Origin of the sequence: Nocardia sp. NPDC058058, assembly GCF_042885355.1 — a bacterium.
Taxonomy (GTDB): domain Bacteria; phylum Actinomycetota; class Actinomycetes; order Mycobacteriales; family Mycobacteriaceae; genus Nocardia.
On sequence record NZ_JBHVSA010000001.1, the window covers coordinates 246,822 to 260,913 of the forward strand.

9 protein-coding genes are annotated in these 14,092 nt (G+C 67.1%); 5 read left to right on the top strand and 4 right to left on the bottom strand.

Annotation, left to right across the window (positions count from 1 at the left end; genetic code table 11):
- Positions 1–32: 32 nt before the first annotated feature.
- Entirely contained in the window at positions 33–239 is a 207-nt protein-coding gene (locus ACFVUS_RS01115; RefSeq protein WP_387761094.1) for a DUF397 domain-containing protein, read from the bottom strand.
- A complete protein-coding gene (locus ACFVUS_RS01120; protein WP_387761095.1) occupies positions 239–1,114 on the bottom strand; it encodes a helix-turn-helix domain-containing protein in 876 nt (291 codons plus the stop codon). Before ACFVUS_RS01120 ends, ACFVUS_RS01115 begins: the two co-directional genes overlap by 1 nt.
- Before the next feature lie 199 nt (positions 1,115–1,313).
- Between ACFVUS_RS01120 and ACFVUS_RS01125 the strand changes: the two genes are divergently transcribed.
- From ACFVUS_RS01125 to ACFVUS_RS01145, 5 genes are all read left to right on the top strand, one after another.
- A complete protein-coding gene (locus tag ACFVUS_RS01125) occupies positions 1,314–1,535 on the top strand; it encodes a hypothetical protein (protein WP_387761096.1) in 222 nt (73 codons plus the stop codon).
- Between the two features lie 157 nt (positions 1,536–1,692).
- Positions 1,693–3,198 (top strand): cytochrome P450, encoded by a 1,506-nt coding sequence (locus tag ACFVUS_RS01130; protein ID WP_387761097.1) that lies wholly within the window; start codon positions 1,693–1,695, stop codon positions 3,196–3,198.
- A 30-nt stretch (positions 3,199–3,228) separates the two neighbouring features.
- Positions 3,229–3,864 (top strand): GNAT family N-acetyltransferase, encoded by a 636-nt coding sequence (locus ACFVUS_RS01135; protein WP_387761098.1) that lies wholly within the window; start codon positions 3,229–3,231, stop codon positions 3,862–3,864.
- A gap of 31 nt (positions 3,865–3,895) precedes the next feature.
- Complete coding sequence (locus tag ACFVUS_RS01140) at positions 3,896–10,192, top strand: SDR family NAD(P)-dependent oxidoreductase (protein WP_387761099.1); 6,297 nt, start codon at positions 3,896–3,898, stop codon at positions 10,190–10,192.
- Positions 10,189–11,643, top strand: a complete 1,455-nt coding sequence (locus tag ACFVUS_RS01145; RefSeq protein ID WP_387761100.1) for an aminotransferase class I/II-fold pyridoxal phosphate-dependent enzyme — start codon at positions 10,189–10,191, stop codon at positions 11,641–11,643. Before ACFVUS_RS01140 ends, ACFVUS_RS01145 begins: the two co-directional genes overlap by 4 nt.
- 114 nt (positions 11,644–11,757) lie before the next feature.
- Here the strand turns inward: ACFVUS_RS01145 and ACFVUS_RS01150 are convergent, their stop codons facing one another.
- Together ACFVUS_RS01150 and ACFVUS_RS01155 are read right to left on the bottom strand one after the other, a co-directional pair.
- Positions 11,758–13,362: an FAD-binding protein gene (locus tag ACFVUS_RS01150; protein ID WP_387761101.1), complete on the bottom strand. Its 1,605-nt coding sequence runs from the start codon at positions 13,360–13,362 to the stop codon at positions 11,758–11,760.
- Between the two features lie 112 nt (positions 13,363–13,474).
- A complete protein-coding gene (locus ACFVUS_RS01155) occupies positions 13,475–14,080 on the bottom strand; it encodes a TetR/AcrR family transcriptional regulator (RefSeq protein WP_387761102.1) in 606 nt (201 codons plus the stop codon).
- Positions 14,081–14,092 lie beyond the last annotated feature (12 nt).

A 14,092-nucleotide genomic window follows, 5' to 3' on the forward strand; every position in this document is an offset into this window, starting at 1 on the left:
CCCGAACTCCCCGTTTCGCCCGCTTTCGCGCCCTACCGGTCGAACGCCCCCCGCGCCACCGCCCCGGTGAAGGCATCCCACATCTGAGGTTCGAACACGAAAACCGGACTCGCTTCCCCCAACTTCGAATCCCGCACCCCGACCATGCCCCCACTCAGATGCGCGGCCTCGACGCAGTCCCCGCCAGAACTGCTGCTTCGGCTCGATTTGAACCACTCGGCTCCGGATAGGTCGATCATCACTCGCCATACTCCTTGGCTAGCGACAGCATGAGCTGTCTGGTCGTATCCCCATCCAACGCTACGCGGCCGATCTCGCCGAAGGCATCTCGATAACGCCTGACTTCTGGCTCGCGCTCGAGATAGAGATCTCCGGCGTACCCCTCGACATAGATCACCGGCGGTTCGGTCATACCTGTGGCCGGGAGCTTCGGAAACTCCAGCAGCGTAAAGGATCCGACCAGCGAACCGAGGTGTGCGGACGTGTCGAAAGGGACAACGCGAATGGTGGTGTTGGGGAGTTCGGTCAACTCCGCCAACCTGCGCAGTTGACCACCCATCACTGCGGCTCCACCGATTCGATCACGCAGAACGCACTCCGACAACAGGACGTCAACCGCGAAACCTGCATCGTGCAAGCGGGTTTGGCGTCGTAAGGCCATCTCGACGCGTTTCTCGACCTGTTCGGGTGCCATCTCTGGTGACTCAGTCCACGCGATCGAGCGGCGGTACTCGGGAGTCTGAAATAGGCCAGGTACCAATGCACTTCGCCAGATCGACAGCCTTCGCGCTGCTTGCTCCAGACCGAGGAGATGATCGAACTTGGGATTCATCTCATCGGCATACGCGCGCCACCAGTTCTTCTGGGCCTGAGCGAGTTCCTGCGCGAGACCGATCATGATGCGGCGGTCGTCGTCGCCGACCCCGTAAGCATCGGCTAGAGCGTGGATCCATAGTTGTGGCACTTTGGCTTTGAGCCCGTCTTCCACGCGGCCCATGGTCTGCTGCGATGTTTCGACCAGCTGAGCTGCGGCGTAGACCGTGAGCCCGGCCTGCTTCCGATGGTGTGCCAGTAACCGTCCGAGCGCGCGGCTCGCGAGTGTAGATCCAGCCATTGTTTAGCCTCGCTATTGAAGGGGCTGAATTTTGGAAGTACCCGATATGGAAGTCTGACAAGTTCTGGGTGAGATGAGCAGTCTGAATGTTCCAAACCTCCCCGGCTCATAGTCTACTGAGTTGGCCACTGGCAAACAGGAATTCTGAGGAATCCAGAGGCGCAACAGTTTTCACATCCAGGTGGGAGGAAGTGAAGTCATGGGGACCAGTCATCAGCCGCCGGATTATCCGGTCATGAATCTGGAGACCGCGCGGCGTGGTTTGGCGGCGCATCGGGAATGCGACGATGAGATATGTTCCGCACGAGCATATTTCGAGAAGCGGGTGGCGCGCTTGGAACGGGAGTTGCGCACCGTCCGCAGTTCGCACGATAGCGGCTCGCTGCGCGGCGCCTGGAATATCTGGGGTTCGGGGCGGTAGGGCGAGCGAGCGGTTGCTTGGTGATGCGGAATCCGGGGTCAATGTCTAAACCTTTTCTAAACGCCAGCTCAGGGGACCTGCGGGCCTCGCTACTCTTCGGTAGTGTCCGACCGAACCCATTCGGGGAGTGGAACTTTCGAGCGTAGAGGGTGGCGACATGACGTCATCTGCCCAAGGCGGCAGTGAGCTTTATCCGCCGAAATGGCTGCCCGCGCCTTTCCGGTGGCATCGGACCGAGGTGTCGTGGGCGCAGTCGTGGCGGTTGGCCGCGAAGCTGATTCCGCGCTGGCGCGACCGCACCGTCGTGCATTACATCGCCGCCGAATTACCGGGCCAGGACGATATTCTCATCGCGCGCATGCCCCTGCTGAAATACGTGGTGGTGCGCAGTCCGGAACTGGCCCGGCACATTCTGGTCGCGCACCAGGACAACTACGCCAAGAGCGCCGAATACGACATGATGGCGGTGACATTCGGCCAGGGTCTGGTCACCGATATGGATGAGCAGCGCTATCAGCGCAATCAGCGCGTGGTGCGACCCATCTTCGCGCGCAGCGCCATTGATCAGTTCGCCGGTCCGATGACCGATGCCGCGCGCGACACCCTGGACTGCATCGCCACCGCGAGCGCGGCCGGACGGCCGGTGGATATCGGCGCGGAAATGAACCGCCTCATGCTGGATGTGGTGGCGCGCACCATGTTCGGCACCGATCTGTCCGGCCCGATCTCCCAGATCAACCTCACCAACCTGCTCAAATTCTTCGGTGTCGGCTTCGCCTCGGGGGTGAGCCGCCCGCTGCGCAGACTCTCGACCTGGGTGGTCCGGCACACCGAAACCCCGGAGCGGCAAGCGGGTTCGCGCCTGCCCATTCGCGCCATGCGGGTGCTGACTTGGATGTCCGCCCCGCACATCATGCTCGAACTGCGCGGTATCGAGAAGGCCGTCGATTCGCTGATCGCCGATCACCGCGGCGGCCGCATCGCCCGCAAGGACAATCTGCTCGCCCTGCTGATGGAATCGCGCGATCCCGAGACCGGCTACGGCTACAGCGATGCCGAAATCCATGACGAGCTCATGACTTTCATCGGCGCGGGCATGGAAACCTCGGCGACCGCGCTCACCTGGATGTGGAAACTCCTCGCCGAACATCCCGAGGTGCGAGCCAGACTGCACGAGGAGTTGGACAGCGTGCTGGCCGGTCGCACCCCGACCGCTGACGATGTCGACAAACTGGTGTGGTCCAAGGCGATCTTCCTCGAGGCCATGCGCATCTATCCGCCGGTCATCGGACTCACCCGGGTCGCCAAACACGATGACGTGCTCGCGGGCTATCACGTGAAGGCCGGAACAACGGTGGTGGTGAGCCTGCACGGTGTGCACTACAACGAGCGCGTATGGGACCGGCCGAGCGAATTCGATCCCACCCGCTACCTGCCGGAGAATATGACCGCCGAACACCGGCAGGCGTCACTGGCCTTCAGCGCGGGCAAAAGAATCTGTATGGCACAGGGTTTCGCCACCATGGAGGTGGTGCTGGCACTGGCCACCATCGCCCAGCGCTTCGATCTCGACCTGGCCGTCGACGGTCCGATCCGCCGCCAGATGTCCTTCATCGGCGCTCCGGAGCACCCCCTGATGATGCGGGCCGTCCCGCGCGATTGACCGCCCGCCGCTCTCCCGAAGGTGCACTACTTGCCGAAAACATTGCAGCACATCGCCATTCGTCCCGCGACCAAGCGGGATATCCCCGCCATGACGGCGGTGCTGGACCGGGCCTTCAGCGTCGATGATCCGTTCGGGGAGTACATGTTCCCCGATCCGGCCAAGCGCGCCAGATCCCAGCCGCGCCTGACCCGCGCCATGATCCGGCATCAGTACCTGCCCGCGGGCGGTGCGCACGTGGCCACGGTGGACGGCCGGATCGTCGGCGCGATGCTGTGGCAGCCGTCGAACTATCGCTTCGGCGCACTGCGCTATCTCGCCTCCATCCCGGAGTTCGTGTGGGCCATGGGATCCGACGGCCCGCGGGTGCTCTCGATGGACTCGACCATCGCGAAAATCGCGCCGGGACTGCCGCATTACTTCGGCGTCACGCTCGGGGTCGATCCGTGGTTCCAGAACACCGGTGTGGGCAAGGCGCTTTCGCTGTTCTGCCTGACCGAGGTGGAACAGGCCGCCGTACCGCTGCTCGGGCTGTGCAAGGACGACAATATCGGCTTCTACAGCGCTTTCGGCGGGCTGCGACTGGGCCGGATCCGGCTCGGCCGGTCCGGGCCGGAGGTGAACATCATGATGTGGCTGCCGTCGAGCCTGCGCACTCGGGACTGAAATCAACACTCTTCGTAAGGAGCGGGCAGACTTGTCGGATATCGCGATCGTCGGCATCGGCTGCCGGTACGCCGGGGGCATCGATTCACCGGAATCGTTCTGGGACTTCATTATCGGCAAACAGGACGCGATCACCGAGATACCCGCAGACCGCTGGGATGTGCGCCGGTTCTACGATCCGGATAAGCGCGCACCGGGCCGCATGTACACCAGTCGGGCCGCGTTCCTGACCGGTGATCCGTGGGCCTTCGATGCCGATTTCTTCGGTATCTCACCGCGCGAGGCGACCGCCATGGACCCGCAGCAGCGGCTGATCCTGGAGGTCGCCTGGGAGGCCCTGGACGATGCGGGGGCGGCCGGGCACGCCACCGGATCCAAGGTGGGCGTCTACATCGGCGCGTTCACCCTCGATCAACTCGCCGTCGGCTTCACCGGCGCGGCCATCCCGCATATCGATATGCACTCCGCCGCGGGCACCTCGTACACCATGCTGTCGAACCGAATCTCGTACGCGCTCAACCTCGGCGGGCCCAGCGTCACGGTCGACACCGCGTGTTCGTCGTCCCTGGTGGCGCTGCACCTGGCCTGTACTGCGCTGCGCAACGGCGACTGCGAGAGCGCGCTCGCCGGCGGAGTGAACCTCATGCTGCAACCGGGCACCTTCATCTCCATGTGCAAGGGCGGGTTCCTGGCCGAGGACGGGCGCAGCAAATCGTTCGGCGCGTCCGCCGACGGCTACGGCCGCGGTGAGGGTGCGGGCATGGTGCTGCTCAAACGACTCGAGGACGCCGAACGCGACGGTGATCGGGTGTACGCGGTGGTCAAGGCCACCGGATCGAATCAGGACGGGCGCACCACCGCCATCACCGTGCCCAATGCCGACGCACAGGAGCGGCTCGCCCGCGAGGTGTGCCGCCGCGCGGGTGTGGAACCGCACGAGGTGACCTATGTCGAGGCGCACGGCACCGGTACGCCGGTCGGAGATCCCCTGGAACTCCGGGCGATCGGCCGCGCCTACGGGGCCGTCGACGGTCGCGCGGAACCGCTCGGGGTCGGATCGCTCAAGGCCACGCTCGGCCACACCGAGGCCGCCGCGGGGATCGCGAGCGTCATCAAATCCGCACTGGCGGTGCGGCATCGCACGCTGCCCCCGCAGGGCTGGCTCGATGACGAACCCAATCCGGATCTGGAACTGGATGAGCTGCGGCTCGCCATTCAATCCGAGGCCCGCGAACTGGGCTCGTGCGATGCTCGAATGACAGTGGCGGTCAACGGATTCGGCTACGGCGGCACGAACGCGCACGCGATCCTCCAGGAGTACCGGCACGCACCCGCGCCGCTGGAGCCGATCATCCATCGCGGTGTACTGCCGCTCTCCGCGCGCAGCGAATCCGCCGTGCGCGAGCTCGCGGGTGCGTACGCGGATCTGCTGGAAGCCGGAGCGGACGCGGATCGACTGGCCGCCGCCGCTTGGACCCGGCGGCAGCACCACCGGTACCGGCTGGGCATGCCGTTCGAATACGCGGACGAATTGCTCGGTGCGCTACGCGATTTCGCGGCGGGACAGGGTCGGGAGGCGACCCGGGTCGTCGGAGGGGACGGCCCGGTATTCGTCTGCACCGGGATGGGACCGCAGTGGTACGGCATGGGCAGGGAACTGCTCGCCACCGATCCGGTGTTCGCCGCCGCCGCGCACCAGATCGACGAGACCTTCCACGCCGTCGCGGGCTGGTCCATCATCGACGAACTGACCAAACCGGAGGCGGTATCGCGGGTGGCCGCCACCGAGGTGGCGCAGCCTGCCAACTTCCTCATTCAGGTGGCGCTATTCGAAACCCTTGCCGCGCAAGGCATCACGCCCTCGGCGGTGATCGGCCACAGCGTGGGCGAGGTCTCCGCCGCCTATATCTGCGGTGTGCTGACGCTGTCCGAGGCGGTGACCGTCGCCTACCACCGCGCCCGCCTGCAAGCGCGAACCGCGGGCACCGGCGGCATGCTCGCCGTCGGCATTTCGGCGGAACGAGCCGCGGAGCTGCTGGACCGGGACGGCCGGGTCGATATCGCCGCGGTCAACAGCCCGCACGCCTGCACCCTGTCCGGGGACGCCGGCCGGCTCGACGACATCGCCGAATCCCTCACCGCGCAGGGCATATTCGCCAAGCGACTACAGGTCGAGGTGCCCTACCACAGTCAGCTGATGGACCCCATCCTCGACGAATTGCGCACCGCGCTGGCCGGACTCGCCCCGCGGCCCCCGGCGATTCCGCTGTACTCCACGGTGACCGGTGAACAGGTCGTCACAGGCCGCTGGAACGCGGAGTACTGGTGCGCCAATGTGCGCGAGGCGGTGCGCTTCGCCGATGCCACCCGCGCGGTCATCGCCGCGGGCGGACGGGTCTTCCTCGAGGTCGGCCCGCATCCGGTGCTGGGTGCGAACATTCGCGAGATCCTGCTGGGCGCGGGAGAGAACGGCGTCAGCGTCGCGACCCTGCATCGCAAGCAGTCCGACGGCCTCAGCATGCGCGCGCTCACCGCCGGGCTGTACGCGGCGGGCGCACTGGATATCGCCGCTCTCTTCCCGGCCCCGACCGCGCACCTGGACCTGCCGCGCTACCCCTGGCAGCGCGTCCGGTTGCGTTCGGATCTACCGGTATTCGCCCAGCAGCGCTACGGCACACCCGGGCTGTACACCATGCTCGGCGATCCGGATCTGCAGACCGAACGCTGCTGGACGGTGGAGCTCGCGGCGAGCGCGCTGCCGTGGCTCGATGATCATGTGGTCGACGGGGTGCGGATCCTGCCCGGGGCGGCCTATCTCGATGCCGCCCTCAGCGCCGCCGCCGTCGAATCCGATCGGGGCAGCGCGGCCGTCGAACAGGTGCGATTCATCGCGCCGCTGGTCATCGCGAACAGCGATATCCCCGTCATGGAAGTGACCGTCGAGGAGTCCACGCGTCGATTCACCATTCGGTCGCGTACCGCGACCGGCGGCGAGTGGACCGTGCACGCCACCGGGCGGCTGGTCGCGGGCGCATTCGAGCCCGGCAAGGTCGAAGTCCCCGATACGGATTCGATGACCGAGGTCGATCCGGCCACCCTGTACGCGGACCTGTCCGCGACCGGCGTCGTGCACGGCCCGGCGTTCCAGCTGGTGCGGTGGGCGTGGACGCGCGGAGACACCGTACTGGCCCGCGTCGACGCCACCGCCGCCCGCGAGTCCGGGCATCTCGCCCATCCCTGCGTGCTGGACGCCGCCTGGCAGATCGTCTCGCTCGGCGATGCCGGCGGCCCCCGGCACGACGGCGCGGTCATTCCGATCGGCGCGGACGCCGTGCGCTGTTTCGCGCCCATGCCCGATACGGTGCTGGTGCTCGCCCGGCTCACCGCACCGCTGCGCGCGGATGTGACGGTGCTCGACCTGGAACACAATCCGGTACTGCGGATTTCGGGGGCACGCTTCCAAGCGGTGCCCTACGGTGGCGGATTGGCGCGCCGACTTGAGCCGCTGTACTACGAGGAACAGTGGACACTGCGCGATCCACTGGATCGGTCCGCGCTCGCCTCGGAGACGACGGCGCGCACCCTGGTGATCCCGCTGGGGGAGGTCACCGGCAACCGCATCGCGCAGATCACCCGCGCGCATCCGCGCAGCGCCCTGATCGATTCCAGCGCACCGGATTTCGAACAGAACCTGCTGCTGGAACTGCGCTTCGCGCACGACAGCGCGGAGGTGGAGCGCATCCACGTGTGCTTCATCGCGGGATCGAGTGCGGAGGTCGATGCGCTGTGGCTGCTGAGCCGGGCCGCGCTGGTGCTCGAAAGCTTCACCGACTCCATCAATCCCGAACCACTGCCACTCACCGGTGACGGTTCCATCCACGCCACCCTGGTCACCGAACGCGCCTTCGTCCATCCCGAGGATTCGGCCGCACCCGATCCCGATCACGCCGCGCTGGCCGGTGCGCGCCGGGTGCTGCTCAATGAGCAACCGCCACTGCGCTGGCGGCTCATCGATATCGATCCGGACACCACCGCGGACGATTTCCTGGCCGAACTCGGTGTACCCGGCGCGTTCTCGGGCGACTACAGCGATGAGGTATTCCTGCGCAATGGATTACGGTGGTGCACCGTCGTCACCCGGGCGCTGCCGGACCGGCTCGGCGCACTGGACCACGCCACACCGCTGACCGATCCCGAAGCCAATTTCGCCCTCGATATCCCCAGGTCGCGGCTGCTGTCCCAGCTCGGCTGGCGGCGCGCGGACCGCCGCGAACCCGGCCCCGGTGAGGTCGAGGTGCGCATGGAGGCCATCGGCCTGGGTTTCAAGGATCCGCTCAAGGTGCTCGGCGTGCTCGGTGAGACCGAGCTGGCCGCAACGCATTTCGGTACCGCCCCCGGTATGGAGGGCGCGGGCACGGTGGTTCGGGTCGGCCCCGGTGAGACCCGCTTCGGCGTCGGTGACCGGGTGGGGCTCGCCTCGCCCGGAATGATCGAGCGCTATCACATCGCCGATGCCGGACACGTGGGCGCGGCCGCGGACTCCATCCGCCCGGAACTGTGCACATCGACGGTCTCGATGGTCACCGCCGAATACGCGCTGCTGGAATTGGCCCGGGTGCGCACGGGGGAGACCGTCCTGGTGCACGGCGCGGCCGGTGGCGTCGGCAGCTGTGCCATCCAGGTGGCGAAACTGCACGGCGCGAGCGTGATCGGCGCGGCGAGCACCGCCGAACGCCGCGCCTATGTGCTGGAACAGGGTGCGGACGAGGTGCTCGATTCCCGCTCGCTGAACTTCGTCGAGGATGTGCTGGCACTCACCGGCGGGCGCGGTGCGGATATCGTGCTGAGCACCGCACCGGGCGAGATCATTCACCAGAACTTCGGGGCCGTAGCCGAATTCGGCCGGATCGTGGAGATCGGCAAGGCCGATATCTACTCCGGCGGGGTGCTGGAGTTGCGCAATTTCGACAAGAACGTCTCGTACCACTCGTTCGATCTGGACCGCATGCTCAAACTGCGCCGCGCCGAGGTGATCGGCCGGGTACAGGCGGTCAATGACAAGCTCGCGGACGGGGTGTACCGGCCGCTGCCGTACGAGTCCTATGCCACCGACGCGGTATCGACCGCGTTCGAGGAAGCATTGCGCTCCACCCGGATCGGCCGCATCGCCCTGCACCTGGGTGATGCCAACCCATCGGTGCGTCCGCAACCCGCCGATGTGCGGATCGATCCGGGCGCACGCTATCTCATCACCGGCGGCTTCGGCGCGTTCGGCCTGGCCACCGGCCGGTGGCTGATTCGCCGGGGCGCACGGCATCTGGTGCTGGTCGGACGCGGGGGAGCCGCGAGCGGCGCGGCACAGCGGCAGTTGGCGAGCTGGCGTGCCGAGGGCATCGAGGTCATCGAGGAACGCGCCGACATCACCGATACCGCGGCCGTCGCGGCGGTGGTGAATCGCGTTCACGCCGTGGACCATCGGTTGCGCGGAGTCATCCACGCCGCCGGGGTCCTGGACGATCAGCGCATCGCCACCATGGACCGGGACAGCCTCACCGCGGTCTTCCGGCCCAAACTGGCGGGCGCGCGGGCGCTGTACGCCGCGCTCACCGCCGCCGAAGTCGAGCTGGATATGTTCGTGCTGTTCTCCTCGGGCAGTGCGATCATGGGCGGAATCGGCCAATACTCGTACACCGCGGCCAATCTCGCGTTGCAGGCATTCACCGAACAGCTCGCCCGGCGCGGTGAGCGCGTGCTCTGCGTCGGCTGGGGCGCGATGTCCGGTGGCGGCATGGTGGACGCCGACGAGAACGTGCAGCGCTACCTGCGCATCGCCGGATTCGACGCCATCGATATGGATGAGGGCACCGAATACCTCGGTGAGGCACTGCGATTGGGCATTCGGCAGGCCGCGATCATCCCCGTCGAATGGGGCCGGGTGGTGCTGGCCGCACCGCAACTCGCCTACACCGCACGGGTCGCCGACCTGATCGCCGCGGCGTCGCAGGACAATTCGGCCGCGGCGCAGCTGCGCGGTCAGATCGGCGCGCTGGAGGAAACCCAGCGCGCCACCGTCGTCGGCTATCTGCTCGCCGAACAGCTGGCCGAGGTCATGGGCGTGGCGGCGGAGGCCATCGCGCTGGACGTACCCCTGCCCGAACTCGGCCTGGATTCGCTCATGGCCGTGGAATTCGGTGCGCTGGTGACCAAGACGCTCGGGGTGGAGATGAACAGCATGCAGCTGGGCCGATCCTTCAGCCTGGCGCAGGCGGGTGCGCGCATCGCCGACATCATTATCGGCGCGCACACCCCGGAGGTGCTCCCCGCATGACGGCCGACGAACGCGATATCGCCCGCCGCCTGCTGGCGGGCACCCCGGCGCTGGGCGGCCCGCGCCCGCAGATCGATACCGCACACACGTGGGCGGCTCCCGCGGACCGAGCGAATACCGCATGGCGACGGGCGAACGCACCGCTTCGGCGGGTGCGGGCGGCGCGCGGGCCGGGTAGGCAGTTCGCCGACCATCCCGGTGTGGTGGCGGCGCTGGCCAAGCAGGCGGCCATTCAGGAACTGGTGGAGCTGACCGGCCTGCCGCACCCGTTGTTTCTGTCGCCGGAAGGCCCCAATGGCGCGCTGATCCGTTCGGGCGGAAGGGAACTGGTGAACTTCAGTTCCTACAACTACTTGGAGCTGGCCCAGCATCCGCGTGTCATAGCCGCCGCGAACGCCGCCGCCGAACGCTACGGCACCTCGGCGTCGGCGACCCGCATCGTGACCGGTGAGATCCCGCTCTATGCCGAGCTGGAGGAGCGCCTCGCCGGGATCTATCAGGCGGGTGGAGCGCTGGTCACCTCCAGCGGATTCCTCACCAATGCGGCGGTGATCGGCTTCCTGCTCACCGAAGGTGATGCTGCGGTGTGTGATTCGCTCGCACACGCCAGCCTGGTGGCCGGTGCGCAATGGTCGGGGTGTCGCCGGGTGACCTTCCGGCACAATGATCCCGCCGCCCTGGAAGCGCTGCTGCGCGCCTCCCGGCATCAGTTCGATCGCGCCCTGGTGATCATCGAGGGGCACTACAGCATGGACGGCGACCTCGGTCGCATCGCCGAACTGGCAACGGTGGCACGGCAATACGATTGCGCGGTGCTGGTGGACGAGGCGCACGCGCTCGGGGTGCTGGGACCGAACGGCCTGGGCAGCCTCGAACACTTCGGCCTGCCCGGCGATCTGGTCGATATCTGGGCGGGCAGCCTGTCCAAGGCCATGGGCAGCACCGGCGGTTTCATCGCCGGAGACGCGGATCTGGTGCGCGCGATCAAATACGCCGCACCGGGAATGGCGCTGTACACCGCCGGACCGTCACCGTCGAATGTGGCGGCGGTACTGGCCGGACTGGACGTACTCGCCGGCGAACCCGAGCGGCTGGCCCGGCTGTGGTCGAACGCCGCGCTGTTCAGCACCGCGCTGCGCGAGCGCGGTATGAATCTCGCGGACTCCGAATCGACCCCGATCGTGCCGGTTATCGTCCCCGGTGAAGTCCGGGCGGGCTATGCCGCGGCGGCCATGCTGCAACGCGGCTTCAACGCCGGAGCCATTCTGGCTCCGGTCATTCCGGCCGGAACCGAACGCCTGCGCTTCTTCCTCACCAGTGAACACACCGAACGGCAACTGCTCGATACCGCGGACAACCTCGCCGAGGTGCTCGAGATCGCCGACGGAATCCCCGACTGGTCCATCGATTCGGGCCTGCCGCTGCCGCCCGGCGACCCGGACCGCCGATGACCGCCACCGGCGGCAATGCGGGGGCCGCGAGTGGGAATCCCGACGCGACACACGGTGACGGTGGCGGCAATTCCACCGGCCCGCACGGCAATCGCGGTGCGGGCTCCGGTGAGATCAGGCCGCGTTGCTCACCCGGACGCTGTGTGCCCCCGCGCGCCGCCCGGAGAACACACAATCGGCCAGTGACAGCCCGCTCACATACGAATTGGAACAGACGCCCACCGCCGCCCGACCCGCCGCGAACAGTCCGGGAATAGTGCCGCCGTCCCGATCACGCACCGCGCCGGTGTCCTCATCGACCAGCAAGCCGCCCAGGGTGAGCATCGGCATCGGGTAGGTCAGGTGCGCCTTGAACGAAATATCCAGCAGCGCAAACGGTCCCGTGCGGATCGGCTTGCGGATGTCGGCGGGTTTGCCCATCGGATCGGGGAGGTTCTGCTCGATGGCGCGATTGTGCGCGTCCACCGTCTTGCGCAGCGCCGCCGGTTCGATACCGGCGCGCGCGGCCACCTCCTCGATGGACCGCCCGGTGGTGTGCCCGACCCGCATGAGCCGCTCGGTCTGCATGCGCTGGAACCACACCGACTGCCCGCCCAGCTGCTGCCGTGATTCGGCCATCAGCTCCGCGTCGACCAGCAGCCACGCCCGATTGCCCGGACTGGTGGCGATGGCCGCGCCCATGGCAGCGCCGTACCGGGATTCGTCGATCATGCGCTGCCCGTTGGCATCCACCGCGATCGAGGCGAAGAACGCGCTCGGCGGCGCGATGAACCGCCAGGTCGAGATGGCATCCATCTTGCCGGTGGCCGCGCCGACCGCCTGCGCCATGGCGATACCGCTGCCGTCATCGCCCGCCGTGCCCAGCGGAAGTCCTTCGGCCCAGGGGTAATTCGGCGCGTGCTGCCCGACCATCGCACCATTGGCGATGAATCCGCCGGTGGTCAGAATGACGCCCGAACGCGCCTCGATGCGCACCCGCACCCCGTGCCGCTGTTCGATGCGGTCCATCAACTTGCCCACCGCCGCACGCAAACCCGGGTGGTACACACCGGGTTTCGCGGAAATCCGCGCCAGCGCCGCGAACCTGCGCCGCACCTTCACCGGTGCGTCGATCAGCGTGATCGCCTCGATGCCGGTGACGCGGCCATCCTCGATCACGAGTCCCGTTGCCCGGGTACCGGTTTGCACTCGCACACCGTGCTTGTGCGCCGACGCCGCCAGCGGTCCGAACAGCTTCTTGCCCGAGACGCCGCGCCCGTGCGCGCGATGCCCGCGCTGCGCCGGAATCGCCAATTCCCGGAAACCGCCGGAGTTCTCGCTGCCGGAGTAGTACAGGTAGTGGTCATCGGTCGGGTACGAGGTCTTGTACGGGCACAGCGACGGCTGGAACGGCACCCCGTGCGAGGACAGCCAATCGATCATGGCGGCCGACCCCTCGCAGAACCGCCGCAGCGTCTGCTCGCTCACCGCATCGCCGACCTCGGCGCGCAGGTAGGCCAGCATATTGTCGACATCATCGCTGACCCCGGCCGCGCGCTGCACCCAGGTGCCGCCGCCCGCGTACACGATGCCGCCGGACAGCGCGGTCGCGCCGCCCCCGATGAAACGATCGACGGCCAGTACGTCCGCGCCGGTCTCCCGCGCGGCCAGCGCCGCCGCGACTCCCGCGCCGCCGTAGCCGACGACAACGATATCGGCCGAAGAATCCCAGGTCCGCACCGTCGCGACCACCTTCCCGAATGGCAATGCGCGGCGTCCCATGCCGAGCGGTGAGAACTATAACGTGTTCTAGTTCACCATGCCATTCCCGGGACGCGGGCGCACGTGATCGTCAGACCTTGCGCAATGAGGTGATCAGCTCGTCGATATAGGCGCGGAACAGCGCTGCCATATCAACGTTTTCGGGGTCGAGCAGCCACTGCAATTGCAGCCCGTCCATCATCGCGAAAATCTGCCGGGCCAGCGCGGCCGTATCGATATCGGGGCGCAGCGTGCCATCGGCGATGCCGTCATCGAGCGCGCGGGCCAGAAAGCGCTCGAACGTGCGATAGCGATTCACCACCCAGTCGCGCGCCGGATGATCCGCGGTGACCGCCTCGCTGGTGACCACGGTGAAGAGCTGGACCAATCCGGGGACGTGCATATTGTGCTCGACCAATCGCACCAGTCGATCCAGCGCCTCGATGCCGCGCAGTTGCCGGTCGAATCCGAGCCGGTCGTAATCGAGTCGATCGCGATAGTCGAGCACCGCCGCGAGCAATGCCGCCTTGTTCGGAAAGTAGTGCAGCAGACCGGGTTGCGAGAGTCCGCAGCGCTCGGCGATCTCGGCGATCGAGGCATTGCGATAGCCGTTGTCGGCGAAGGTCTTCAGCGCCTCGTCGATGATCTGCTCGCGGCGTTCGTCGCCCCGTTTACGGCGCCGGGGGTGCGGGGTCATAGGCACGGACAG

Bases quoted from the DNA above. Each gene is read 5' to 3' on its own strand.
- ACFVUS_RS01115 (WP_387761094.1), bottom strand. From the start codon at position 239: ATGATCGACCTATCCGGAGCCGAGTGGTTCAAATCGAGCCGAAGCAGC.
- ACFVUS_RS01120 (WP_387761095.1), bottom strand. From the start codon at position 1,114: ATGGCTGGATCTACACTCGCGAGCCGCGCGCTCGGACGGTTACTGGCA.
- ACFVUS_RS01125 (WP_387761096.1), top strand. From the start codon at position 1,314: ATGGGGACCAGTCATCAGCCGCCGGATTATCCGGTCATGAATCTGGAG.
- ACFVUS_RS01130 (WP_387761097.1), top strand. From the start codon at position 1,693: ATGACGTCATCTGCCCAAGGCGGCAGTGAGCTTTATCCGCCGAAATGG.
- ACFVUS_RS01145 (WP_387761100.1), top strand. From the start codon at position 10,189: ATGACGGCCGACGAACGCGATATCGCCCGCCGCCTGCTGGCGGGCACC.
- ACFVUS_RS01155 (WP_387761102.1), bottom strand. From the start codon at position 14,080: ATGACCCCGCACCCCCGGCGCCGTAAACGGGGCGACGAACGCCGCGAG.